This window comes from Chryseobacterium sp. CFS15, assembly GCF_031118795.1.
GTDB lineage: Bacteria > Bacteroidota > Bacteroidia > Flavobacteriales > Weeksellaceae > Chryseobacterium > Chryseobacterium indoltheticum.
Window position 1 is genome coordinate 32,476 of sequence record NZ_JAVHYL010000011.1, and the last position, 25,845, is coordinate 58,320.

Here is a 25,845-nt window from a genome sequence, read left to right on the forward strand (position 1 = left end):
ATAAAGCCTTACAGACCGATGATCTACGGAACTTTGTTTCTTACTTTTCTCGGTGCCTTGGCGGCTCAGGTGAATCCTTTAGTTTTAAAATATACGGTGGATGAAGTGACAAAACTCACACATTTACCAGATCCGATGAGTGAGGGAGTTCATATTTTGATTATCATTTCGATTATTTTACTGGGAAAAGAATTGTTGAATATTTTCATCAATTTTGGACAGAAATTTTATGGTGAGAAAATCAGAATTAATGTAAGTTCGGTTTTAGCACAATCCGCAATCGACAAAATCCTTACGTATCGAGTTGCTTATTTTAATGATGAAAATCACGAATCTGGAAAACTTCAAATAAGAATAGACCGTGGAATTGAAAGCTTAACCAGACTCGTTCAAAATTTCTTTATTGATATGCTGCCATTATTTTCAAATGCATTTATCGCATTGATTATTATGTACATGCAAAATGTTTACGTGGGTATGGTTTCTACGATCATTGTTCCTATTTATTTTTATATCAGTTCGTTACAGGCAAAAAAACTGGGCGGAGTAAGACGAACTTTAAGGAATCAGCGTGAACAGAAAACTTCAGGACTTTTAAATTTAATTAATTCAATTATGGTAATTAAAAGTTTTGTCCGTGAAAAATTTGAAGGCAAAAAACAGTACGATCTACAGATGCAATTGATGGACAGCCAAATGTTTACCCGGAAAACCAATTTTATTTATGACGGATTAAAAACTTTTATCGAGCAGTTTGGGGTTGTTTTAATTATTCTTTTGACAGTTTATTTGGTTCTAGATCAGCAAATGACCATTGGTGCGATTATGCTTCACATCATGCTTTTCAACAATGTTTCTTCGCCAATCAGACAGCTTCACAGGATTTATGATGATATGAATGATGCGATGATTTATGCCGAAGGCTATTTTGATATTTTAAATGCCGAAAATGAAGTCGAACCAAATGGAACTTTTGTGGAAAATAAGATCACAGGAAACTTTGAATTAAGAAATGTTAATTTCACCTATCCCAACGGAACAAAAGCACTCAACGATGTTTCAATGACAATTGAAAACGGAAAAACGACTGCTTTAGTAGGATTAAGTGGAGCCGGAAAATCAACCATCATCAATCTTCTCTGCAAATTTTATCTTCCCGATTCTGGTGAGATTATTTTAGATAAAGTAGATTTAACGAATTACAACAATACTTTTTTACGGGATGATCTGGGATTGGTTTTGCAGAAAAATCACATTTTTCAAGGAAGTATTGAAGACAATATCCGTTACGGAAATATGAATGCAAGTTTTGAAGAAATAGAAGAAGCGGCTAAAAAAGCATATCTCCACGAGCAGATTTTAGATCTTCCGGAAAAATATAAACACGATGCAACTCAACTTTCTGGCGGACAACAACAGAGAATTGCGATTGCCCGATTATTTTTGAAAAATCCGCCCATTATTTTTCTTGACGAACCGACTGCAAGTTTAGATGCAATTGCCACCGAACAAATTAAAAACTCTTTAGATGCTATTAAAGCAGGAAGAACCGTCGTGATTATTTCTCATTCTCTTTCACAGATTTTAGATTCAGATAAAATTTATGTTATGAAAAAAGGTCATGTCGTAGAAAGTGGAACGCATGATGAATTGGTGCAAATGAACGGAACTTACAGAGAAATTTTTGATGCTTCTGCGAGGAGTTTAAATTTGGATAAATTGGTGAATACGTTTAAGAATTAATGTAACAAGTTAGCAGTTTAACAGAGTGTATCAATTATGTAATGCAAATACTTTAAACGCAAAGATTTAATAAAAAAGTGAAATTTTTAAGGAGCAAAGAATAGCGAGTAAGTCGCTTAAGGTTGAAAAAATATAGCCACCTACAATCAATTTACTGATTAGACTTTGCATTTTAAATATTATTTGAAAAAATAAAATCTTTGCGTTTAAAAAAGTTACTGATTAAATTTGCGCAATAATGAACGACCACTACCTCAAAAAACTTGACCGTGTCACTGCTATTCTCACACAACTACAATCAAAACCAATTGTAAGAGCGCAGGATTTGGCAAAAAAATTTGATGTCAGTATCAGAACGATTTATCGTGACGTAAAAACTTTGGAAAATGCCGGTATTCCTATTATTGGAGAAGCCGGAAGCGGATATTCTCTGATGGACGGCTACAAACTTCCGCCTGTAATGTTTACTAAACAGGAAGTTTTGAGTTTTATCACCGCTGAAAAGCTAATGCAGAAGTTTTCGCATGAAAGTTTGGGAAATCATTATCAGACTGCGATGGAAAAGCTACGTTCTGTTTTGAAACATTCAGACAAAAATTTAATTCAGAATATTGAAAATCAGATTGATATTTACAATTACAATCCAAAAACAGAAGATTCGATAAAAAATATCATTCCTATAATTTTAGAAAGTATCGCCGAAAAACATCAGATCTCGATAAACTATAAAACGGTTAATGAGAAAATTTCGACAAGAACGATCGAAGTTGTAGGTGTTTTTTTTGAGTTTAATTTTTGGTACATTATCGCTTACTGCACATTGCGAAATGATTTCAGGCAATTCAGAATAGATCGGATTTTAAATATCGTAAAAACTCAAAATCCGTATCTGCAGGAATATGGACAAATTAATGATTACAGAAAAAGTCCGAACGGTAATAAAACGATCGTCAAACTTTTAGTCGACAAAAAAATTATCGGACATTTGAATAACTCAAAAACATATTACGGATTAATCGAAGAAAAGGAAACTGATAAAGGAATTGAAATGACTTTTGAAACGGAATGGATTGATGAAGGATTTCCACGTTGGCTGATTACCTTTGCCGATTACGCCGAGATTCTGGAACCTGAATTTCTAAAAACGACGATGAAAGATTTAATTCAAAAAATTTCAAAAATAATTTAGACATAATGAAGCTGTTAATTTTACGATGCCTATTGCTCGCTGCAATCACTTATTCTACTACAATCGCTGCTTGCTCTGCTTTTTTACTCAAAGGAAAAAATCATTGCGTAGTTGGGTTTAATGAAAACTGGAAAACAATGCCCGGAATGATCGTTGTCAACAAACGCGATATTGCGAAAAGAAATATCAGCTGGGAAAATCTGACGACAGAAAATTTAAATTCAAAAAAAACATGGACTTCCAAATACGGTTCTGTAACATTCAATCTTTTAGGCTACGATTTCCCCTGTTACGGAGTCAATGAAAAAGGGCTGTTTCTGGTCGAATTGTATCTTGAAGAAACAACAAAGGTTTACAATCCTAAACAACCCAACCTATTTTGGGCACAGTGGATTCAGTATCAGCTTGACAATTACAAATCGGTAAAAGAAGTCGTAGATCATTTAAATGACGGCCCGAATATCGATTGGTGGCCGAATGCAGCGGGAAGTCACTTTTTCTTAACCGATGCGAAAGGAAATACGGCAACCATTGCGTTATTGGATGGAAAATATAAAGTACTCACCGATAAAGATATGCCGATGCCACTTTTATGCAACAATCAGTATAAAAAAGATTTAGAAGCCACTCAAAAATTTGATTTTCTTGGCGGTACCGAAAAATATGATTTTACACAACGAAAAAACTGGAAAGATCGCTACAGCAGGGCTTTTTATATGCTAAAAAACTATAAATACGACCAAAAACCTGTAGATTATGCGTGGAGTATTCTCAATTCGGTCTACGCCGGAGAATGGCAAACCGTGATTGATGTGAAAAATATGAATCTGTATTTTCGTTCTGATCTAAAAAAAGAAATTAAATCAATCAACATTAAAGAGCTTGATTTTTCTAAAAACGCTGATGTTAAATTTTTGGATATTCATACAGATCATTCAGGAAAAGTCAATCAGAATTTTCAACCTTTAACACTAAAAAAAAATAATGAATATGTTGAAAAAGGTTTCCCGATCGGTTATGATAACAAAGATTTTGGAACCTCAGAAATGTTTGTAACCCTTAAAGAAAACATTAAAAAATTCTTCAGATCTGTCTTACCTGATTAATATTTTTATCAGTTCAAATACTTTTAAACAAAAACGCTTTCAGAAATTCTGAAAGCGTTTTTTATGAGAGCATCAAAGATGCTTAGAATCTTTCCCAAAAGAATGGCGGATCAATACCCAAAGCTCTTAAATAGGTGTAACCCTGACCACGGTGATGTACTTCATTGTCAATAAAATAAAGAATATTCTGATAAACCGGAAACTCGTATTGACCAAATAAATTAAACATTTCCTGAAATCTTTCTTCAGAAATTTGATTGAAATAATGATTAATTACTTCCGTTTCTGAATCCCATTTTGCAAGAATCTCTTCTTTAGTTTTCGGCTGGAATGCTTCTTCAGAAAATTTTTCCTCCTGGTGATCTACAATTCCTTTCAAAGCCGGACCTGCAATGCTGATTAATTCTACTGCTAATTTTGCGAAAGGTCTCATTCCGCCAATTGAAAACTCAAATAATTCTTTTTCAGGAAATGCGTCGATTACTCTTCTTGTCAGATTTCTGTGACCTTGCCAATGTTCTAATAATTGCGTTGAAGAGATAAACTGTTGTGTTGCGATTGCTGTAGTTGTCATAATTTTTTGTTTTAAGTTGTTAATCTTAAGACAAAGGTAATCGCAGTTTATGACAACAGTTTGTCAGTAGGATTTTCGATGTTTGAAAAAAGTTTTAAACTTTCAAAATAAATAAATATTTTTCACGTTAGATTGATATCCGATACACAAATGTTTTAACTGTAAATATGTAGAGGTAGATAAATTTGAATTAGGCCGGTTTTTTAAAATCGGTCTTTTTGTTTACTCATTCATTGTATCCCACAAACTCATTACCTCAACATTTTTCAATGGTTTTGAAAGCGTAATTCTTTTTGAAGTTTTTGGAAGCAAATCGAAAAAATTGTCACTAAAATGAGTATTGCCTATCAAATAAACATCTTTCGCAAACACATCAGTTGAAATTTCGATTTCAGTTGGAGAAATTTTCTTGATGGTAATATTGGGTTTTGTAAGCTTTAAATCTTTTGGTTTTGAGAAAAAATGATTTGATTCTGTAATTTTATTACCTTTTTTATCTACTAAAATTAAGTTTAAAAATGAATTATCTCTTTCTGATTCAGTAATAAAAAATGAAGTTTTTGGAGATGCTAATTTTAAAATTCCATCTAAAACTCTCCTCTTACAATCAGTTGTTCTTCTTACGATTATGTCTCCATTAAATTTTTTAGCATAAACAATTAATGAAACATCCTCAAACTTTTTTAATTCATCATTAATGGCATAAAAATTTAAAACACCCTCTTTTTCTTCCGTTAAAATCACCTGATTTTCAAAGCTTCTTTTCACCTGATAATGCAAAGCTTTCCAGTTTCCTAAATAATCAATCGATGACCAGGAAATTACAGGCCAACAATCGTTTAATTGCCAATACAAAGTTCCCATATTGTATGGTTTTGCACGTCGGTGGGCTTCAATCGCAACCTGCATTCCACGAGCCTGAAGCAGTTGGGAAACATAATTGTATTTCACAAAATCTTTTGGAACCACATAATCACGCTTCATGTATTCATTAATAATATGAAAACCTCTCGCATTTTTTTCGTGAGCTTTGACGATTGGACTTTCTAAACTCAAATCAGGAGTTTCTGAAAACATTGATTTTACAGCTTCCAGACTCGGCATTCCTTGAAAACCATATTCTGAAGCAAATCTTGGAACTTTTTCGTTATAAATTTCGAACGGAAATTCACCCCACCAAACGCCCCAATAATGAGAATCACCTTCGGTTAAGCTTTCTTTGTGACCCCAACCAATCGATGGTGAAGTCGGCCAATAAATATTTTTTTCTGAGGTTAAATTTTCCTTCAAAGCATTTGGAATCACTTCATGAAAAACCTTTTTGTAATCTTTCCAAACCTGCAAAGAATCTTCTTTTGAATATTTAAATTGCTTTTGATATCCCCAATTGACAATGGCTTCATCAATTTCGTTATTTCCACACCACAAAGCAATCGACGGATGATTTTGAAGTCGATTGACCTGATCTTTAACTTCCTCTTTTACATTATTCAAAAAATCTTCATCTGACGGATAAAAACTTCCGGCAAACATAAAATCCTGCCAAACAAGAATACCGTTTTCGTCGCAGGCTTTGTAGAATTCGTCATCTTCATAAATTCCGCCACCCCAAACACGAATCATATTCATGTTGGCATCTTTGCAATCTTTGATGAGTTTCTGATACTTTTCTTTGGTAATTCTCGGTGTAAAACTGTCAGAAGGAATCCAATTCGTTCCCTTTGCGTACATCGGGTTTCCATTAACTTTAAAGTAAAACGATTTTCCTTTTTCGTCCTTTTCCTGAACTAATTCGATGGTTCTGAGACCAATTCTTTCAGATTTAAAACTAAGAATTTTTGAATCTTTTTTAAGAGAAACTTTTAAATCATACAAAGTAGGTTCACCCCAACCGTTGGGTTGCCATAGATTTGGATTTGTAATCTGAAAAGGAATTGAAATCTTATTTAAACCTTGTTGTAAAAAAACATCACGCGTTTCATTATTGATTAAAAAACTATACTTTCCGCTTTGCTCAGCGAAAATTTGAGCGTGAATATTAAGATTTGCCGTTTGTTCTGTTAAATTTTTCTGCTCTACTTTTACGTTTTCCATCTTTGCCTGATTCCAGAAATTCAATTTTACATCTTTCCAAATTCCTGCAGTGACCAATCTCGGTCCCCAATCCCAACCGAACTGATATTGTGCTTTTCTCACAAAACTTCGTGGCGATTCCGGCATTGTAAACGGAACTTTTTTCGCTAAATCTTTTCCAATATGTACTGAAGATTTAAATTTAATCTGTAAAATATTATTTCCAACTTTTAAATAATTTTTCACAGGAATTTTCCAGGTTCTGAACATGTTATCGGTTTTCTTCAGCAGTTTTCCATTTAAATAAATTTCAGAAAACGTATCCAGCCCATGAAAAATCAAATCCGCATTCTGATTTTCTAATTCTTTAGCTGAAATTTTAAAAACCGTCTGATAATCCCAATCTTCATTTTCAACCCACTGTACTTTTTTCTCATTTTCATCTTTATAAGGATCGGGAATAAGTTTATTATTCATCAAATCCAAATGAACCGTCCCGGGAACGGAGGCCGTGAGCCATTTATTTTCTTTGGAGTTTTTGAATTGCCATTTTTCAGAAGATAAATTTCGCTCTGAAAATTGAGCGTTGATTAGTATTTGAATGAGAAGTAAAGCAAGAAGTATTGTTTTGTTCATCTACAATTTATTTACAATTCTATGGATTCCGTTTTTAATTAATGGCGTATTAAAATTGATCAGAAGTCCTAATTTAATATTGGTTAGCTTCAAATAAGTCAAAACTTGAGAATAAAAAACTGGATGTAATTCTAAAACAGATTTTATCTCAATAATTATTTTGTTTTCTACCATCAAATCGATTCTATAAGCGTTGCTGATTGTTTCATTTTTATATTTTAGAGGAAGTACTAACTGACTTTCAACCTTCAAACCAAGCTCTTTTAATTCATAAGCCAAAGCAACTTCATAGACGTTTTCGAGTAAGCCAACTCCCAAAGTTTTACGAACTTCTAAAGCTGCTCCGATAATTTTATAAGATAATTCGTTTTCTGTCATTTGTGTTTGTTTTTGTGTTTGTGTGACTTTTATCTTGAATTTATTAACGCAAAGATTTATTTTGGTTACGGAAAATTAAGAGGCAAAGAGTAGCGAACAAGTCACTTAAGCTTGAATATATACATGTAATTTATAATTAATTTTTTGTAGTTGATGTAGATGTTCATTTTCATAAAGTTTATTACAATAAGATTATTCTAACATCTACCTATAATTTCATGCTTAGACGACTTGTTCGTCATTCTTTGCTCCTTAAAATATGCAGTTTTAAAATAAAACTTTGCGTTAAAATATTTTTCGTTTGTATTTCACAAATTAACTTTCAGTTTTTTAATCTCGTCGGCGTTAGCAAAAGATTCATAAGACAACACCGCTGAAGAATGAAAATATTGACCATGAGTTACATTTTTCAGTTCTGAAATATTATTGGAACGAACACCACCTCCAATTAAGATTTTGATATCATCAGAATAACCTTCAACAAGCTTTTTTAAATTTTCTTTTCCTTCCATTGCAGAATTTTCTCCGCCGGAAGTAAGAATTTCTTTAAAACCTAATTCAATTAGTTTTTCTGTAGATTCAAAAATATTTTTAGTCCGGTCAATAGCTCTGTGAAAAACACAAGGTTTTCCGTTGGCTAAATCGATTAAAATTTTATTTTTCTCTATATCTATTTCCTGGTTTTCATCTAAAATTCCAAACACAAAACCGTCTGCATTGGCTTTAGAAAACTCAATAATACTTTTTTGCATTTGCCTGAATTCTGATTCGGTATATAAAAAACCTCCTCCTACAGGACGAATCATTACATGAATCGGTTTCGAATATTTTTCCTTTAAATATCTCAATTCTTCCAGATCGGGAGTAATTCCTCCTGAATTGATGTCTGCACAAAATTCAATTCTGTCGGCAACAGAATTCAAAGCAATTTCGGCAGAAGTGATATCAAATGTGGCAATTTCTAGGAACATATTTTTATTGGATGTTTGATGATGGATGATGGATGTCTTTGCGAGAAGGAACTACGAAGCAATCTTTTCGAATTGTGGAAATATCCCCAACAGATTACTTCTCTTTTCTCTGATTGACTTTTTTCACTTGGATCTTTTTACTTTTTACTTGGCTCTTCTAAAACTATTTTAAAGCAAATTCCGGTTTTTCGAGACGATTTCCTTTTTGATCGTACACCGCAAAATTAAACCCGTCCTGAATGCAATAAGAACCATATTCACCTTTTTTATTGATTGCAATAAAACCAACCTGAATATCTTTTAAACTTTTATTTCTTTTTTTAGTAATATTCACTATTCTTTCAACAGCTTCTTTACACGCTTGTTGCGGATTTCTTCCTTGTCTCATCAATTCAACCACGAGATGAGTTCCAACAGTTCTTATGACCTCTTCACCGTGACCTGTTGCTGTTGCTGCCCCAACTTCGTTATCAACAAATAAACCGGCGCCGATAATTGGCGAATCTCCTACTCTTCCGTGCATTTTAAAAGCCATTCCGCTCGTTGTACAAGCTCCGGAAAGATTTCCCTGAGCATCGAGCGCAATCATCCCAATTGTGTCGTGATTTTCAATATTGACAATCGGTTGATATTTGCTGTCTTTTAACCATTCTTTCCATTCTTTTTCAGATTCTGCGGTGAGAATATTTTCTTTTTTAAAACTTTGAGAAACGGCAAACTGTAATGCTCCATCACCCACCAACATCACGTGAGGCGTTTTTTCCATTACTGCTCTTGCTACCGAAATTGGATTTTTAATATTTTCGAGACAAGCCACTGAACCAATGTTATAATTTTCATCCATAATACAGGCATCAAGCGTTACTCTTCCGTCTCTGTCGGGTCTGCCGCCGTATCCGACACTTCTTTCGTCGGGATCATTTTCAACCAGACGAACGCCTTTTTCAACGGCATCCAAAGCTCTTCCACCTTTTCCAAGAATTGTCCATGCTTCTTCATTGGCTTTTAAACCAAAATTCCAGGTTGAAAGTACGATCGGTTTGTTTATTACTTTATCATTTTTCTCTGATGAATCTTTAGCAATCAAATCCAATGGATTCAGCAATAAAGCGGATGATAATATTCCTGTAGTTTTTAAAAATTTTCTTCTTGAATTCATATTTTTAGGTTGAGGCTTAGGTAAAGGTTGACTTACTTAAAATTACAGAAACTTTAATTACTAAATTTCATTTAATTATTGCGCTCCGATTTCGTCTACGAAAAGCCATGCTTTTGAGTCTGCACCGGGATTTCCTGCGGGAATAATTCCTGCATTTCCTATTTTAATTTTAATAAATTTAGCACTCTGATTGCCAACTTTCAGATTTATTTTTCCTTTGGCTTTAAGAATTTCATTCTTACCGATTTCTTTAATCGTTTTAAAATTTTTACCGTCGTCAGAAATTGAAATTGTTGCTGATTTTGCAAAATGAATCCAGCTTCCTTTGTTATCCAGCGTATTGAAGTAAACTTCTGAGAATTGTGTTTTTTCACCTAAATCAATTGTCGCTACAACGTCTTTCCCTTGAAAACCCAGCCAGGTTTTTCCCAATTGTTTTACGTTTCCGATAATTCCGTCAACCAACGTAAAAGCTCCGCCAAAAGAATAATTTTCACTTGGCTGGTGTTCTAAAGTAATTGTTTTACCCGTCGTTTTTGAAGTTTTAAAATCTTGGGAAGATATTGCACTTTTCAATACTCCATTTTCAAAATAAGCAGATTTCACAGTCATTTTTTCAGAAACAGAAATTGGATTCTGATAAGTTGCAGAATTTGATTTTGGCTCACTTCCATCAACTGTATATTTAATTCCGTTCGGATTTTGTGAGGTTGAAAGTTCGTAAGAAACTCCATTTTTACTAGGAATTACTTTTCCTGAAATATTATAGATACTTTTCGCATAATTGATGTTCATTTTATCTAAAATTTTAAAATGCTCCACCACTCTGTTTTCAAACTCCTTGTAATTTTCAGGATTTGAAGTTCCCCAACCGACTTCGGAAAGTGCGAATAATCTTGGGAAAATCATATACTGAACCTGTTTAAAATCCAGAATATATTCCGTCCATAAATTAGCCTGAACTCCCAAAATATATTTTGACTGTTCTGCATTCAATTCAGCAGGAATCGGATTGTAAGAGTATACTTTCTCCAACGGCGTAAATCCTCCAAAAGCATTTGGTTCGGTTTGCGGATCACCCTGATAATGGTCAAAATAGCAATAAGAGCCCGGTGTCATTACGGCAAAATGTCCTGACTTTGCAGCTTCACTTCCACCTTTGATACCTGTCCAACTCATTACAGCTGCGTTTGGCGCTAAACCACCTTCTAAAATCTCATCCCAACCTATGATTTTTCGTCCTTTAGAATTAACATATTTTTCAATTCGCTGGATGAAATAGCTTTGCAGACCATGCTCATCTTTCAGATTATTTTTCTTTATTAATTCCTGACAATGCGCACATTCTTTCCATCTTGTTTTAGGGCATTCGTCACCACCAATATGAATATATTGCGAAGGAAAAAGCTTAATCACCTCATCTAAAACATTTTGTAAAAACGTAAAAGTTTCATCTTTCGGGCAAAAAACATCATCAAAAACACCCCATTTTGTAGCCGATTCAAAAGGACCTTTTGTACACGCTAATTCAGGATAAGCAGAAAGTGCAGCCAAGGCATGACCCGGCATTTCAATTTCAGGAACTACTGTAATGTGTCTTTCTGTTGCATATTTCACAACCTCTTTGATTTGATCTTGCGTATAAAAATAGGGACCATAAGGTTTTCCGTCAAACGTATTGTCAACATACGCTCCAATCATTGATTCTTTACGTTTTGAGCCAATTTGTGTGAGTTTTGGATATTTTTTTATTTCAATTCTCCAGCCTTGATCATCCGTTAAATGCCAATGAAAAGTATTCAGTTTGTACATCGCTAAATAATCAATGTATTGCTTTACTTCTTCAACGGTAAAGAAATGACGGCAAACGTCGAGGTGCATTCCACGCCATGCGAATTTTGGAGAATCTTCAATTAATAAATTGGGTATTTTTTTTTCAGTTGAAAACTGTTTAATCAATTGAATTAATGTCTGAAAAGCATAGAATTTCCCTTTTTCATTATGATATTTGATTGAAATTCTTTTATCATTAATTTCTAATTTATATCCATCATTACCTCCATCAACTTCAGATTTCACTTTTTCTAAACCTACAAAAGTATACTTAGGTACACCATGATTTGAAACTAAAAAACGAATTGAATCATTTTTAAGAAAATCATTATAAACCTTAACTTGTAAATGAAGAGAATCATTATTTACTTCTCTAACTAATATTTGATTTGGAATTTCACTCGTTCCGTTATTTATAATAACTTTTTGTGGATAAGGAATTAAATTTAATTGGGATTGGGAAAAAAAGAATCCCGAAAATAGAATAGAAAATAGAAGTAAAAAACGTTTCATTTCTGATTTTGATTTGATTTTAGCGAATATAATTATTTTCTGAGTATTTTTCTTGTGATATTGGTAAATATAAATGTGTCGCTTCTACGAAGCTCAAATTTGTGCGCTTGCATTCTGCTACAAAGGTGAAGCTCTTCGGGAGCTTTGCACACTTAATTAATGTTCTAATTAAAAATCTCGTCCCATTAAAATTAACGATCATCATTTAACTATTTAAGCTTCAAAACATCTAATTTTGTATAAAAATAAACGATGAAAAAAAATGTTTTCTTAGCTGCCGGACTATTATTCTCAGTCTCAGCACAAGCACAAATTTTAGATATTATAAAATCTACTGTTAAAAACCAAACCGGTGTTGATTTAAGTAATCCTAAAACCGCTACAACAAAGTGGCCTACAACAACTCAGCAAACTCCCACAAAAAACAATTCGTCAGTAAATCTCGGAAGCCTTACTTCAACCCAAATCTCATCAGGCTTAAAGGAAGCTTTAAATTTAGGTGTAACTGAAGGCGTGAAAAAATTAGGTGTTACCGATGGTTTCCTTAAAAATGAAGCAGTAAAAATTTTAATGCCCGAAAAATTAAGAGTGATTGACACCAAACTTCGTGCTTTTGGATTGGGAAGCTTGGCTGATCAAGGTGTAAAACTGCTCAACAGAGCCGCTGAAGATGCCGTCACAGAATCTGCTCCGATCTTCACAAAAGCGATTACGTCGATGTCGATTACAGATGCCAAAAATATTTTATTGGGAGGTGATAATGCTGCAACTAATTATTTGCAAACAAAAACGCAATCTCAACTTTTCACCGCTTTTCAGCCTAAAGTAAAGGCATCATTAGGAAAAGTAGGTGCCGATAAAGTCTGGACTAATTTGATTTCAAAATACAATACTTTAACAGGACAAGCTGTTTCGACAGATTTAAACGAATATGTAACCAACGAAACGATTAACGGTGTTTTTAAAATGGTTGCAGAAAAAGAAAGCGGTATCAGAAATAATTCTGTGATGAGAACATCGAGTATTTTGCAGAAGGTTTTTGGGGCGCAGGATGGGAAGTAAATTTCTTTTGTCTTGAAACAAAAGAAACAAAAATTCAAGACTTGGAATTCTTCGCTAAAAATAAATTTTGTTCTCTAAAAATTCTAAAATTCGTGCGGATTAATGTTTAATTTATTAACCTAATTCTTGCCGCACTCAAAAAGTAGAATTTTCTTAACGTTCAAAGAATATATTTTTTTAACGCTACGATTTCCTAGGTCAATTTAATTACAATGAATATTTTCTATACAAAAAACCTTGTCAAACTTGACAAGGTTTTTTGTATTATTTAAAATTGCATTTCAGGAATTTCGCCTTCAATGATCAAATCTGCTTCTGTAGATTTGATGATGTGTTCTACTGAAACTCCGGGAGCTCTTTCAACCAATTTGAAACCAGCTGGAGTTACATCAAGAACTGCTAATTCAGTAACTACTTTTTTCACACAGTTGATTCCGGTAAGAGGCAGTGTACATTTTTTAAGGATCTTGCTTTCTCCAGCTTTGTTTACGTGCATCATCGCAACAATGATATTTTCAGCTGAAGCCACCAAATCCATTGCACCTCCCATTCCTTTCACCATTTTTCCTGGGATTTTCCAGTTGGCAATGTCTCCGTTTTCTGAAACTTCCATCGCTCCAAGGATGGTCAAATCAACTTTTTGGCTTCTGATCATCCCAAAACTGAATGCTGAATCGAAAAATGAACCGCCATCAAGAATGGTAATCGTTTGTTTTCCGGCGTTGATAATGTCGGCATCTTCTTCGCCTTCAAAAGGAAATGGACCCATTCCTAAAACGCCGTTTTCGCTTTGAAACTCTACTGAAAGATTATCAGGAACGTAATTGGCAACCAACGTTGGAATTCCTATTCCTAAATTTACATAATATCCGTCTTTTACTTCTTTTGAAATTCTTTGTGCAATTTGTTCTTTAGTTAGCATAGCATAATCTTATCCCGCCAAATTAGCCATTTTTTCAGAACTATGAAAATACTTTCTTTCTTATCCTATGATAAATTTTGCTTCGCAAATTGTCGTAAATTTGTGGGCTTTTAATTTTACAAATGAAAATTCTATTAAATTATTTAAAACCATATAAATGGCTGATTATTGCTTCGCTGTTGTTAGCTTCTATCAATCAAGTATTTTCGCTATTTGCACCTGCTATAACGGGGAATATTTTGGACAAATTGGTTAACCAGCCTAATTATTTCGATAAAGAAAAACTGATCCCAAGAACCTTGAATGAATATCTCTACGGAACCGATATTTATCACGGGGTATTCTATTTTTTAGGTCTATTGATCGGAACGGCAATGATCAGCAGAATCGCCAAAGCATTTCAGGATTATGTAGTAAGTGTAATTATTCAAAAGTTTGGTGCTCAGATTTTCACCGATGGTTTACAACATTCTATGAGATTACCTTTTCAGGAATTTGAAGATCAGAGAAGTGGCGAAACGCTTTCTATATTAACCAAAGTACGTGAAGATTCTGTAAAGTTTATCAATAATTTCGTTAATGTATTTTTTGGAATTTTGGTGAGTATTATTTTCGTTTCCATCTACGCCATTCGTTTGCATTGGTCGATTATGCCTGTTTATGTAGTCGGAATTATTCTTATCGCTGTAATAACTAATTTGCTGAGTAAAAGAATTAAAACCATCCAAAAAAATATTGTTACCGAAACGACAGCTTTGGCAGGAAGCACCACAGAAAGCCTTAGAAACATTGAAATTGTAAAAAGTTTGGGACTGACCAATCAGGAAGTTGAACGGTTGAACAACAATACTTACAAAATCCTGAATTTGGAATTAAGAAAAGTAAAAAGCATCCGTTCGCTGAGTTTTGTACAGGGAACATTGGTCAATTTTTTACAGCAAGTCATTACTTTTACTTTATTATTATTGATTTTTAAAAACATTGTCACTCCAGGACAATATTTATCACTGATGTTTTACGGATTCTTTATTTTCGGACCGATGCAGGAAATTGGAAATATCATTATTTCTTATCGTGAAGCCGAAGCATCGCTTCAAAATTTTGACCGAGTGATGAAAAAAGAAGTTGAGCCCAAACCTTTGACCCCGAAAAAAATCGGAGCCATTGAAGAATTGGAATTCCAGAATGTTTCTTTTCAGCATCAGAGTGCTCATTATAAAGCATTAAATTCTATTTCATTTGATGTAAAAAATGGTGAAACGATTGCTTTTGTAGGGCCAAGTGGCTCAGGAAAAAGTACGTTGGTGAAATTACTGGTTGGATTATACAGACCACAAGAAGGAAGTATTTTTTATAATAATGTTGACGGAAAAGAATTTGATTTTGATGAACTGAGAAATCAAATTGGTTTTGTAACACAGGATACTCAACTTTTTGCGGGAACGATAAGAGAAAATCTTTTGTTTGTGAATCCTTCTGCAACGGAAGAAGATCTTCAATTAGCTTTAAAAAAATCAAGCTGTACCGCTCTTTTAGAACGTGCTGAAAAAGGAATTGAAACTGTAATCGGTGAAGGTGGATTAAAATTAAGCGGTGGTGAAAAACAGAGAATCGCCATTGCCAGAGCGCTTTTAAGAAAACCTCATCTTCTTATTTTTGATGAAGCAACTTCTGCTTTAGACAGTATTACTGAAGAAGAAATTACGACCACGATTAAAGAAATTTCTAAAGAAAAAGAACAAATCACTGTTTTGATTGCCCACCGATTAAGTACGATTATGCACGCAGACAGAATTTATGTTTTGGAACGCGGGCATGTCATCGAAACGGGTTCTCACTTACAATTAATTGAGGAAAAAGGATTGTATTATGCGATGTGGAGACAGCAGATTGGAGAAAGAAAAACTTTGGCGTAGAGCAATAAAAGGAAGTCGGATGATGAATACGGGAAGTTTATATGATTATGAATATAGATTCCTCTTTCGTCGGAATGATATCGTTGAAAATATAATTTAAAACTATAAAATTACCCCGAAAGTTGATTTCGGGGTATTATTTTTAAAAGAATAATTATAAACTAAAAAATTAATCTTTTTTTCTCACAGTTCTCTGCTCGATTCTTTTTTCAAAATTTTCACCCTGGAAAATTCTTTGAATCATAATTCCCGGAATATGAATCTGGTTAGGATCTAATTCGCCCGGAGCAACCAATTCTTCTACTTCAGCAATGGTAATTTTCCCAGCTCCAGCCATCGGATGGTTGAAGTTTCTTGCTGATCCTTTGAAAATAAGGTTTCCTGCGTGATCACCTTTCCAAGCTTTTACGATTGAATAGTCTGCTTCGTAAGCATGCTCCAAAATATGTGGTTTTCCTTTGAAATCTTTTACTTCTTTACCTTCTGCAACTTCGGTTCCGAAACCTGCAGGTGTATAGAATGCAGGAATTCCGGCTTGTGCAGCTCTGCATTTTTCGGCTAAAGTTCCTTGTGGAGTCAGTTCGACATCTAATTCGCCTGAAAGCATCTGTCTTTCGAATTCTGCGTTTTCTCCAACGTAAGAAGATATCATTTTTTTGATTTGCTTTTTCTGCAACAATAATCCAAGTCCGAAATCATCAACTCCGGCGTTATTTGAAATACACGTAAGCTCTTTTACATCACTTTCTACTAAAGCATTGATTGAGTTTTCAGGAATTCCGCACAGACCGAATCCGCCCAACATTAATGTCATTCCGTCTTTGATTCCTTCTATCGCTTCTGTAGCATTTTTTACTCTTTTATCTATCATTGTACTGCGTAAAATTTTGTGGTCTGAAATTACAATTTTTTTGTGAATTTTCTAATTTTTGTAATCTTTTGATTTGAAAGACTGTATTTTTGCGTGAGGGATGGAAGCGACATCCTTTTTGGGAGTTTCGGTGCAATGCTGCTGTAACTCCCAAAAAGATACAGCGGACAGCCCGACCTGAATGAGGAAATGGAGCGCGAGCGTAATGACCGAGTGAATGGGCACGCCATGATTGGGTTTTAGAGTTTTAGAGTTTTAGAGTTTTAGAGTTTTAGAGTTTTAGAGAAAATTATTAAAAAATGTTTTGTAAAGTATTGGCGGACAGAAAAATTTGTTTTATTTTTGCAATCTGTTATTCAACCTCTGACGAAGTCCGTGTAAGTTGCTTAGCTTGACAAAAAATTTTTATTACAAAAATGGATTTATTAAAGTACGTACAAGACAAGTACATTACAAAAAAAGAATTCCCTGAATTCAAAGCTGGTGATACAATCACTGTGTATTACGAGATTAAAGAAGGTCAAAAAACGAGAACTCAGTTCTTCAAAGGAACAGTTATCCAATTGAGAGGAACAGGTTCTACAAAGACTTTTACAATCAGAAAAATGAGTGGTGATGTAGGTGTAGAGAGAGTTTTCCCTATCAACATGCCTGCTCTTCAAAAAATCGAAGTTGACAGAAGAGGTAAAGTTAGAAGATCTAGAATTTACTACTTCAGAGACCTTAGAGGTAAAAAAGCGAGAATTAAAGACGCTGCTTACAAGAAGAAATAATTCAGACAACAACACATACGAAAAGAGACTGCTAAAATTAGCAGTCTCTTTTTATTCTAAGGATGTTTATCAACTTTGTTTTAGATAGGATTTTATCCTATCCTTTGTTAAGTCGTCCCTTTGGGACTGTGAGAAATCTCTTCACTTAAATTCTTTGAATTTTTGCCACCCTTCCAAAGGAGGGGAATTCTCATCATCTCTTAAATACATATCATCGTATTGAAGTTTATTCTCAATTTTGTAAACTTCCAGCACCCCACTTCCATCACCCATCATCCTACTTTATAAAATCATACAAAGCATTCCAGAATTTGTCGTAGACTTCGATGTGAGGAAGGTGGCCTACATTTTCTAGTTCGACCAGTTTTGATCCTGCAATTTGCGCTTGCGTTTTCTTTCCTAATTCCTGATACTGTCCCATTGTTGGCTGAATTTCTTTTGGCGCACGGTCTTTTCCAATTGCTGTTCTGTCTCTTGTTCCGATAATTAATAATGTGGGTGTTTTTATATTTTTAAACTCATAAACAACCGGCTGATTAAAAATAATATCACTCGTTAAAGCAGCATTCCAGGCAACTTGTGGATAATCTTTATGCAACGTCCAACCAGCGATGAGATCGAGCCAAGGTTGATATTCTGCTTTCCATTTGTTGTCGTAATAGAATTTAAGCTGATAATTTTTGTAGCTTTCGGCTGTGTTTTTTAATTCAGATTGATACGCTTCATCAACGGTTTGATATTTTGCAAAAGTTTTATAATCTTCTAATCCGATTGGATTTTCAAGAATTAGTTTTTCAACATTTTCGGGATACATTAAAGTGAATCTTGTGGCGACCATTCCGCCCATTGAATGCCCGAGAACGATCAATTTATCAATTTTCAGTTCATCTAAAATGGCTTTAGTATTACTCGCCAATTGAGCAAAAGAAAACTGGTAACTTTGAGGTTTTGAAGATTTACCAAAACCAATCTGATCGGGAATAATGACTCTGAAACCTTTATCAGAAAGATCTTTTGCCGTTTTTTCCCAATACGCGCCGTTAAAATTTTTGCCATGAAGAAGCATAATAGTTTTCCCATTTGACTTTTTTGGCTTTACATCCATATAAGCCATTTTTAGATTTTGTTTTTGAGAATTTAAATCTTTAAGATGAACCTCAAAAGGATATTGATAATTGGTAAGCGTTGCATCTAAAGGCTTGACTTGCGCAAAAGCAAAACTTGAAGTAATGCTAAACGAAATGATAGTGAGAATATTTTTAAAATTGGTCATGAAAATTTAATTTAGATATAAATTTAAAAAAACCGCTTCAAAAAGAAACGGTTTTTGGTGTTATTTATAATTTAATTATCATTTTTAAGAGAGCTGTTCACTGAGAATTTTCTCTTTTTTTGAAGGTAAATTCATCAAAACAATTGCCATTAAAATTAAGACAATCCCGATCCACTGAATAAGAATAACCTTTTCACCCAAAAGGACAAATGCCATCGTCACCGATACCGGAAGTTCCAAAGATGAAATAATACTTCCCAATCCTAAACCTGTATTTGGAAAACCTAAATTGAATAAAATAGGCGGAATAATGGTTCCGAATAAGGCTAAAATAAATCCGTACGTCCAGAAAATTGAGTAATCGAATGGTCTTATATGCTCTGTATTTTCAGTAAAATTTAAATAAAAAGATCTTAAACTTTCAGAATACAGCGGGCCGATCTGCGCAAAAAACAGAAATACCAAAATAATTACAGAACCACCCGTTAACATGATGATACTTTTTCTGAGTACCGGTAAATGTGTTGCCAAAGTATTGGATGTAAACATCGTCATCGTAAAAGAAGCCGCCGCTAACAATCCCCAAAAGATGCCGTGCCAATCTAGTTTTACTTCTAAATTGATCAGATTTGTTGCTAAAACCGTTCCTAACAAAACAATTACCGTTGCGACAACTTTTTTAGCATTAGGAAACTTTTTAGTAATAAAACTTTCGACGACCACACTGAACCAAACTGACTGCATCAACAAAACAATTGCAATAGAAACCGCAATATATTGTACTGCTATATAATAAAATAAGCTGGTGCAGCCTAAAGAAGTACCCGCCAAAATCAACATTCTGACTTCTTTTCGGCTGGGTGATGATAATTTCTTTTTTGAAGTAATGGTCTGAATAAAATTCAGGATTAAAAGACCTATTAAACCCAACGCAAACTGAGCGGTCGTTACCTCAGAAGTTGTAAAACCATCTTTGTAAGACATTTTTACGAATGTAGCAAGCATTCCGTAAATACTCGCTCCAAAACCAACAAATAATACTCCTTTTAAAATATTTTTCTTCTTCATAACTTTTTTACAGCCGGCAAAGTTACGATATAAAAACTTGTTTGAATTAGTTTTTATATTAAATAAAAATCACCTCAGAAATTCTGAAGTGATGATATTGATTGATTTTTTGAGTTTTATTTTTTTACAATAATCCTTGAGCTCATGCCAACTCCGATTCCCTGTAGCTTTACGACATATACTCCATTTTCAAAATCTTTTGTAGAAACTGGAATTCTTGAATCCTGCGATGATCTGTTTTCTGAGACGATCAATTTTCCTGACATATCATAAATCTGCAGATGAAGATTTCCGATGGTAAAATCTTTTAAATAAATAAAAAATTCATCTTTCGCCGGGTTAGGATAAATCGATATTAAACTTTTATCTATTGCAATATTTGAATTTCCATCTGTACAATCTTTAGGAATTGAAAAGTCTTCTTTTTGATCGCTAATATTCATTTTATTTCCGGCCAAAGCATTCAAACCTAAACCTCTTTTTGCAAAGGTTTTCCAGATCATGCATCGGTCTTCTCCTTTGGTGGTCAACATTTCGGCAGTTAGTATCGCATTTCGCCCATCAATAAATGTAGGATTACAAGTCTGTAATTTTAGTGCATCTGTTACAAGCTGTAAAACTCTCGCGCTTCCGCTGTTTTTATTGGCTAAGATATCAGAAGAATAACCATATTTCGCAGCATATTGCCAATGAAGATCCCAAAGCATTGATGCCCAAATAAATCCGATGCTGTGTACATCGGGAACTATTTCGCCATCTTCCTCGATTTCCATCCCGTTTGTTTTTCCGTAAGTATAATTATTAATAGAAAAATCAGGAGAGTATTTTGCTGTTCTTAATCCGGCTTCTGTTGTAGATTGTCCACTCGCATAAGTTCCGACACTTCTTGCAACATTCGCATTATCTCCAGGTTTGTTGGTAAGCATTAATGCAAAAAAATCTGACCAACCTTCACCCATTTGTTCTTTGCTTGCAGATTTTAGAAGACAAGTGTAACCGTTTCCAGTAAGTCTGTTTGAAATTCCGTGTCCGTATTCATGAGTGATAATGCCATTATCGAAACTTCCGTCTGGTGTAATTGCAGTTGACGGATCACTTTTCAAAGTAATATTGACCGTTAATGAATTATTTAACTGAGTTTTAATATATTCGCCTTCATCATTGGTTATCAAAACTGAAGGTATTGTAATTGTAGCATCTGTTCCGCCCATTGAAGATGGAAAGTTAGCAGCAGTAGGATTATTATAAATAATTGCAGCGATTGCGCCAGCATTCTGAGCATTTTTTACTTTTAAAGCAAATGTGCAGCCTGAAGCTCCTCCTCTTTCAATCAATCCGATTTTTCCGGCTAATGATCCTGCAGGTAATGCCGAACATCCATCAATTACAGAAGCTAATACAACATCACCTGTCACGCCTGTTCCATTGAGCTGGGATCCGAATTGGGCTGCGCTTGCCTGAGGAATTCTTGGAACTGCCGCTACAGGTGCATTATAAAAAACATATCTATTGATTGTCGACCAAAGATACATTTGCATCAAAGGATTTTTTCCGTCGGAAGGTGTTGTAAAATTGGCATTATTTAAAGATTTTCCATCCTGAGATTCTGCTACAACATAATCGTTTCCGGCTCCTCCTTTACCGAAATTATTCTGTTGAAAATTCCTTGCTGATTCCGTAAATCCAAATTGATAAAAAATATCATGTACCTTGTTATTAATATAAAATAAATTGGTGATTGCAGCATTTTGATTAAATGAAGGCGCGCCATTTATAGAAAAGGGGAAATCAAAATTCCTATTTACACCTCCGTCAGGAGAAAATCCCGGTTGGTCTTTGTTTGCTGTATCCTCATAAGCGTAGACATTATTTCCTCTTGTTATTGTATAATTTGTTGCTCCTGTAGAATGCCATCCTTCTGGTGAAGAAGCTAAAATCCATGGATTTGACACAATGGATCGGTTTCCAAAAGTAGGCGCCTCGATGGGTAATGGAAAAACATTATAACTCGCATTATCAGCAAGTTTTAAGAAAGATTTTTTTTGAAGATTTGAAAATTCAGCAATATCTGAAATCATAGATCCTCCGGAATACGCATCTGAATGAAAATTACATGATAAATTTAGGTTGTCTTTTGAGATAATTTCACCTGAATTGGCATCTATCAGAATATTCCAGTAGTTTGTAGAATGTGGTTCTTGAAAGGAAAATTCGTAGGCAAGTCTTAAATTATTTTTCACCTCAACAAACATCAATCTTTTTCTTACAACGTTTTTATGACCCGGTTCTGAAGATGAATTGTCAAGTATCTGAAAGTTTTTTATTTCTTCTTTTCCTAAAGTTACAGCGATATTTTCAAGTGCTTTTTCTTTATTAATTGTTGCAATTTCTGAGGTTGAAATGTTGTAATTTTTCACAAAAGAATCTGAAAAATATACAATTTTATCGTTTTTAATGATTGCTGTCCCTAAAGCATTGTAAACCGGATAGCCTTTGAATTTTTGTTGAATTTTTACGATTTCTCCTTTTAAAGATTCGGATGTATCTACATTATCAATTTCAAAATCTCTTAAATCTGCTTTTTTAAAATCCTGAGCTTGTGTAGCAAGAATATAATTATTTATCAGTCTCTTTTGTTGCTGAGAAAATACAGAATATGGAAATAAGATTAAAAAAGCCAATAGAAATTGTACACTTCTAACCTTTATTTTAGTAATAAAAATACAAATCATCATTTTCGCTATTAATATTCTATAAAAATAGTAACATTTTGTGAATATATATTTAAGATTAGCGGAAAAGAAAAATATTAATGTAAAAATCAAAAAGGCCATCTCAAAAATGAGATAGCCTTACAATTATTAAACTTAAAGAAACTATTATTTATTGATAATAACTTTTGAAGTAGTATCGATCCCTAAACCTTTTACTTTTACAAGGTAAGTTCCGTTGATCAATTTGCTTGTAGAAATTGCTTTTTTAGCTTCCGGAGAAATTTTATTTTCTGTAGAAATCAATTTTCCTGACATATCGTAAATCTCAACATCTACTTTTCCTAAAGTACTGCTTGGGAAATTGATATAAAACTCATTTTTCGCAGGATTTGGATAAATTGATACCCCAACATTTTTCACCGCACTCGTTTCTGACGTAGAAAGCACACATTCAGCAGGAACAGTAAAGTCTTGCGTTTGATCATTGATACTTGTCTTACTTCCAGCAGAAGCATTTACCCCCAAACCTCTTTTAGCAAAAGTTCTCCAAATCATACATTTGTCTGCACCGCCTGTAGTAGCCATTTCTGCCTGTAAAATTGCATTTCTGCCATCAACGAAGGTAGGGTTACAAGCTTGTAACTTCAACGCATCTGTTACCAATTGCAATACTCTTGCGCTTCCGCTCGTAGTACTTGAAGTAACATTTGAAGCATAGCCATATTTAGCAACATATTCCCAGTTTAAATCCCAAAGCATTGTTGCCCAAACAAATCCTATTGAATGTACATCCGGAACAATACCTTGACCGTTATTATACTCCATACCGTTGGTATCTGTATATGTATAATCATTAACTGCGAAGTCCGGAGAGTATTTTGCAGGTCTGATTCCGCTTCCCGTAATTGCCTGTCCTGAAGCATAAGTACCTATTCCTCTTGCAACAGAAGCATTATCTCCCGGCTTATTGGTTAACATTAAAGCAAAAAAGTCTGACCAACCTTCACCCATTTGCTCTTTACTAGATCCTGAATTCAAACAATTGTAACCAGTTCCTGTTAATCTGTTAGAAATGCCATGTCCGTATTCATGAGAAACAATGCCGTTATCAAAACTTCCGTCATATTTTGCATCCAATCTCAAATCAACATTCACAGGTGTGTTTGCGGCTAATTTGGCTTTGATGTATTCTCCTTCAGAATTGGTAATCAAAATAGAAGGAATTGTAACTGTAGCATCTGTACCACCCATATTCCCCAGTGTAGAACCATTAGCGACATTATTGTAAATAATAACTCCTGTAGCTCCTGCATTTTGAGCATTTTTCACTTTTGATGCGAAGGTACATGTTGAAACACCACCTCTTTCTATCAATCCTATTTTACCCGCTAATTCTCCGGCAGGTAATGCTGTACATCCGTCAATTACACTTGCCAATTTTACGTCTCCTGTAATTCCCATATCATCTAATGGCTGACCAAACTGTGCAACACCACCGTTTACGACTCTTGAAGTAGCATCTGTCGGAGCATTATAAAATAACACACGGTTTGAGCCTATCCAAAGATACATCTGCATTACCGGATTATAATTATCCGGATAAGATGCGAAGTTGGCATTGTTATAACCACCTCCGTCTTGAGATTGTGCAAAAACTTCGTCATCATCTAATCCTCCGTTACCAAAATTGTTACTTTGGAAATTTCTTGCTGCTTCTGTAAATCCGAATTTATAGAATACATCATGCATCATATTACTTATATAAAACAAGTTGGTTGTAGCAGCAGATAAATTATTTATTGCTTTTGTATTAGGATCATACGGGAAATTAAAATTCCTTGTAGCACCGCCATCGGGAGAACTTCCAAAAGTGGCCTCATCATCATCCTTGTCATCATAAGCATACGCATTATTTCCTCTTGTGATTGTATAATGTGTAACCCCGTTAGAATGCCATCCTTCAGGAGATGAAGTAAGAATCCAAGGGTTGGTTATTAAACTTCTCGCTGCAAAAGTTGGTGCTTCTACAGGTAAAGCAAAAACATTATACGATGCATTGTCTGCAGACAATAATAAACTGTTATTATTATCAAGATAATATTCTTTATTTTGAGGGAAAGCTATTGCCTGCGACTCGTGAGAATATGCATCTCCGTGAAAATTACACGATAAATTAAGATTCATTTTACTGATTACCTCTCCTGAATTGGCATCAATAACGTAGTTCCAGTGGTTGGAAGTTTTTGGCTCATGAACCAGAAATTCGTAAGCTAATTTTAGATTTCCTTTTTCGTCAGAGCTATAAACCAATCTCTGTTTTGCAGCAACATGTTTATTTTGCCCTTGTTGAAAGAAATCTAAAAGTGGCAGATCTGAGATTTCATTTTTGCCAAGATCAGCAGCAATTTTATCAAGTGCTGCTTTTTTACTTAAAGAGGCAGTCGCCGGACCGGTACTTTTATAATCCTTAATAAAGTTATCATTAAAGTAAGTCACAGTGTTATTCTTAACCAAAACTGTAGCCACTGTACCATATACAGGAAGCCCATTATAGGTCTGCTGAATTTTTACTACATCACTACTTAATGATTTTGATGAATCAACATTATCAATTACAAATTGATTAAGATCTGATTTTTTATATTCCCTTAATTTATTTTGAGAAATATAGTTTTTAATCAGCACTTCATTCGACTGAGCAAATGATATTGATGGTATTGCTGCGAAAACTGCAATAACAAGAGGTAGAATTACTTTTTTCATTTCTATAATTAAAGGTGCAAATGTATAATTAATTCCTAACCGATGATACCATTAATTGAAATATTTATTAATTCCCTAACATAAAGTCAATTAATATATAAACAATTAATTATCAGTAATTTAAAATTAAAATTCACAGAAGTACAATTACAACTTATTGATTATCAACACCACACACTTAACACTCAGTGGCTTTTGATAACGATTTTAACACCTGAACTGAACAGTTTTAGAAAATAAATTCTCAAAATAATATTTTTAAATTCGCTCTTATAAACTAATATGATTTTAATAAAGCTTAAAACTAT

The 25,845-nt window shown here is 34.0% G+C and carries 18 protein-coding genes; 6 read left to right on the plus strand and 12 right to left on the minus strand.

The annotated features are described in order from the left end of the window. The first annotated feature begins 18 nt into the window (after positions 1-18). From OH814_RS16300 to OH814_RS16310, 3 genes are all read left to right on the plus strand, one after another. Positions 19-1,743, plus strand: coding sequence for an ABC transporter ATP-binding protein (locus tag OH814_RS16300; RefSeq protein ID WP_308828958.1), 1,725 nt, complete (start codon positions 19-21; stop codon positions 1,741-1,743). A gap of 238 nt (positions 1,744-1,981) precedes the next feature. Then, positions 1,982-2,932: a YafY family protein gene (locus tag OH814_RS16305; protein ID WP_308828890.1), complete on the plus strand. Its 951-nt coding sequence runs from the start codon at positions 1,982-1,984 to the stop codon at positions 2,930-2,932. 5 nt (positions 2,933-2,937) lie between these two features. Continuing rightward, positions 2,938-4,038, plus strand: coding sequence for a linear amide C-N hydrolase (locus OH814_RS16310; protein WP_308828891.1), 1,101 nt, complete (start codon positions 2,938-2,940; stop codon positions 4,036-4,038). 82 nt (positions 4,039-4,120) lie between these two features. Here OH814_RS16310 and OH814_RS16315 read toward each other — a convergent pair whose 3' ends face one another. From OH814_RS16315 to OH814_RS16340, 6 genes are all read right to left on the minus strand, one after another. After that, the gene (locus OH814_RS16315; RefSeq protein WP_308828892.1) at positions 4,121-4,612 is read right to left on the minus strand and encodes a DinB family protein; all 492 of its coding nucleotides are present in this window, start codon (positions 4,610-4,612) and stop codon (positions 4,121-4,123) included. A gap of 222 nt (positions 4,613-4,834) precedes the next feature. Continuing rightward, the gene (locus OH814_RS16320) at positions 4,835-7,321 is read right to left on the minus strand and encodes a glycoside hydrolase family 2 protein (RefSeq protein ID WP_308828893.1); all 2,487 of its coding nucleotides are present in this window, start codon (positions 7,319-7,321) and stop codon (positions 4,835-4,837) included. Continuing rightward, positions 7,322-7,699, minus strand: coding sequence for a GxxExxY protein (locus tag OH814_RS16325; protein ID WP_308828894.1), 378 nt, complete (start codon positions 7,697-7,699; stop codon positions 7,322-7,324). Positions 7,700-8,007: 308 nt separating this feature from the next. After that, positions 8,008-8,670 (minus strand): copper homeostasis protein CutC, encoded by a 663-nt coding sequence (locus OH814_RS16330; RefSeq protein WP_308828895.1) that lies wholly within the window; start codon positions 8,668-8,670, stop codon positions 8,008-8,010. 163 nt (positions 8,671-8,833) lie between these two features. Continuing rightward, positions 8,834-9,829, minus strand: a complete 996-nt coding sequence (locus OH814_RS16335) for a N(4)-(beta-N-acetylglucosaminyl)-L-asparaginase (RefSeq protein WP_308828896.1) — start codon at positions 9,827-9,829, stop codon at positions 8,834-8,836. 75 nt (positions 9,830-9,904) lie between these two features. After that, the gene (locus OH814_RS16340) at positions 9,905-12,175 is read right to left on the minus strand and encodes a family 20 glycosylhydrolase (RefSeq protein WP_308828897.1); all 2,271 of its coding nucleotides are present in this window, start codon (positions 12,173-12,175) and stop codon (positions 9,905-9,907) included. A gap of 252 nt (positions 12,176-12,427) precedes the next feature. On the opposite strand from OH814_RS16340, the gene OH814_RS16345 reads away from it, so the two are divergent. Then, positions 12,428-13,237, plus strand: a complete 810-nt coding sequence (locus OH814_RS16345; RefSeq protein ID WP_308828898.1) for a DUF4197 domain-containing protein — start codon at positions 12,428-12,430, stop codon at positions 13,235-13,237. Between the two features lie 268 nt (positions 13,238-13,505). On the opposite strand, the gene OH814_RS16350 is transcribed toward OH814_RS16345, so the two are convergent. After that, a complete protein-coding gene (locus OH814_RS16350) occupies positions 13,506-14,159 on the minus strand; it encodes a CoA transferase subunit B (protein ID WP_115619669.1) in 654 nt (217 codons plus the stop codon). A gap of 122 nt (positions 14,160-14,281) precedes the next feature. Between OH814_RS16350 and OH814_RS16355 the strand changes: the two genes are divergently transcribed. Beyond that, positions 14,282-16,075 (plus strand): ABC transporter ATP-binding protein, encoded by a 1,794-nt coding sequence (locus OH814_RS16355; RefSeq protein WP_123885578.1) that lies wholly within the window; start codon positions 14,282-14,284, stop codon positions 16,073-16,075. A 169-nt stretch (positions 16,076-16,244) separates the two neighbouring features. On the opposite strand, the gene OH814_RS16360 is transcribed toward OH814_RS16355, so the two are convergent. Next, positions 16,245-16,946: a CoA transferase subunit A gene (locus OH814_RS16360; protein WP_076562235.1), complete on the minus strand. Its 702-nt coding sequence runs from the start codon at positions 16,944-16,946 to the stop codon at positions 16,245-16,247. A 416-nt stretch (positions 16,947-17,362) separates the two neighbouring features. On the opposite strand from OH814_RS16360, the gene rplS reads away from it, so the two are divergent. After that, positions 17,363-17,719 carry a 50S ribosomal protein L19 gene (gene rplS, locus OH814_RS16365; protein WP_007846341.1) on the plus strand — a complete coding sequence of 119 codons (357 nt, stop codon included), beginning with the start codon at positions 17,363-17,365 and terminating at the stop codon, positions 17,717-17,719. A 277-nt stretch (positions 17,720-17,996) separates the two neighbouring features. Here the strand turns inward: rplS and OH814_RS16370 are convergent, their stop codons facing one another. The 4 genes from OH814_RS16370 to OH814_RS16385 all read right to left on the minus strand — a co-directional run bounded on the left by OH814_RS16370 (position 17,997) and on the right by OH814_RS16385 (position 25,537). Next, positions 17,997-18,992, minus strand: a complete 996-nt coding sequence (locus OH814_RS16370; RefSeq protein WP_308828899.1) for an alpha/beta hydrolase — start codon at positions 18,990-18,992, stop codon at positions 17,997-17,999. Between the two features lie 84 nt (positions 18,993-19,076). After that, positions 19,077-20,060 (minus strand): DMT family transporter, encoded by a 984-nt coding sequence (locus OH814_RS16375; RefSeq protein ID WP_123885580.1) that lies wholly within the window; start codon positions 20,058-20,060, stop codon positions 19,077-19,079. Positions 20,061-20,176: 116 nt separating this feature from the next. Next, positions 20,177-22,741, minus strand: a complete 2,565-nt coding sequence (locus tag OH814_RS16380) for a T9SS-dependent M36 family metallopeptidase (protein ID WP_308828900.1) — start codon at positions 22,739-22,741, stop codon at positions 20,177-20,179. Between the two features lie 198 nt (positions 22,742-22,939). After that, positions 22,940-25,537, minus strand: a complete 2,598-nt coding sequence (locus OH814_RS16385) for a T9SS-dependent M36 family metallopeptidase (RefSeq protein WP_308828901.1) — start codon at positions 25,535-25,537, stop codon at positions 22,940-22,942. Positions 25,538-25,845 lie beyond the last annotated feature (308 nt).

Coding starts and splice junctions, on each gene's coding strand:
- rplS (WP_007846341.1), top strand. CDS start 17,363: ATGGATTTATTAAAGTACGTACAAGACAAGTACATTACAAAAAAAGAA.
- OH814_RS16375 (WP_123885580.1), bottom strand. CDS start 20,060: ATGAAGAAGAAAAATATTTTAAAAGGAGTATTATTTGTTGGTTTTGGA.
- OH814_RS16370 (WP_308828899.1), bottom strand. CDS start 18,992: ATGACCAATTTTAAAAATATTCTCACTATCATTTCGTTTAGCATTACT.
- OH814_RS16305 (WP_308828890.1), top strand. CDS start 1,982: ATGAACGACCACTACCTCAAAAAACTTGACCGTGTCACTGCTATTCTC.
- OH814_RS16355 (WP_123885578.1), top strand. CDS start 14,282: ATGAAAATTCTATTAAATTATTTAAAACCATATAAATGGCTGATTATT.
- OH814_RS16385 (WP_308828901.1), bottom strand. CDS start 25,537: ATGAAAAAAGTAATTCTACCTCTTGTTATTGCAGTTTTCGCAGCAATA.
- OH814_RS16320 (WP_308828893.1), bottom strand. CDS start 7,321: ATGAACAAAACAATACTTCTTGCTTTACTTCTCATTCAAATACTAATC.
- OH814_RS16300 (WP_308828958.1), top strand. CDS start 19: ATGATCTACGGAACTTTGTTTCTTACTTTTCTCGGTGCCTTGGCGGCT.
- OH814_RS16315 (WP_308828892.1), bottom strand. CDS start 4,612: ATGACAACTACAGCAATCGCAACACAACAGTTTATCTCTTCAACGCAA.
- OH814_RS16325 (WP_308828894.1), bottom strand. CDS start 7,699: ATGACAGAAAACGAATTATCTTATAAAATTATCGGAGCAGCTTTAGAA.
- OH814_RS16350 (WP_115619669.1), bottom strand. CDS start 14,159: ATGCTAACTAAAGAACAAATTGCACAAAGAATTTCAAAAGAAGTAAAA.
- OH814_RS16310 (WP_308828891.1), top strand. CDS start 2,938: ATGAAGCTGTTAATTTTACGATGCCTATTGCTCGCTGCAATCACTTAT.
- OH814_RS16340 (WP_308828897.1), bottom strand. CDS start 12,175: ATGAAACGTTTTTTACTTCTATTTTCTATTCTATTTTCGGGATTCTTT.
- OH814_RS16360 (WP_076562235.1), bottom strand. CDS start 16,946: ATGATAGATAAAAGAGTAAAAAATGCTACAGAAGCGATAGAAGGAATC.
- OH814_RS16345 (WP_308828898.1), top strand. CDS start 12,428: ATGAAAAAAAATGTTTTCTTAGCTGCCGGACTATTATTCTCAGTCTCA.
- OH814_RS16330 (WP_308828895.1), bottom strand. CDS start 8,670: ATGTTCCTAGAAATTGCCACATTTGATATCACTTCTGCCGAAATTGCT.
- OH814_RS16335 (WP_308828896.1), bottom strand. CDS start 9,829: ATGAATTCAAGAAGAAAATTTTTAAAAACTACAGGAATATTATCATCC.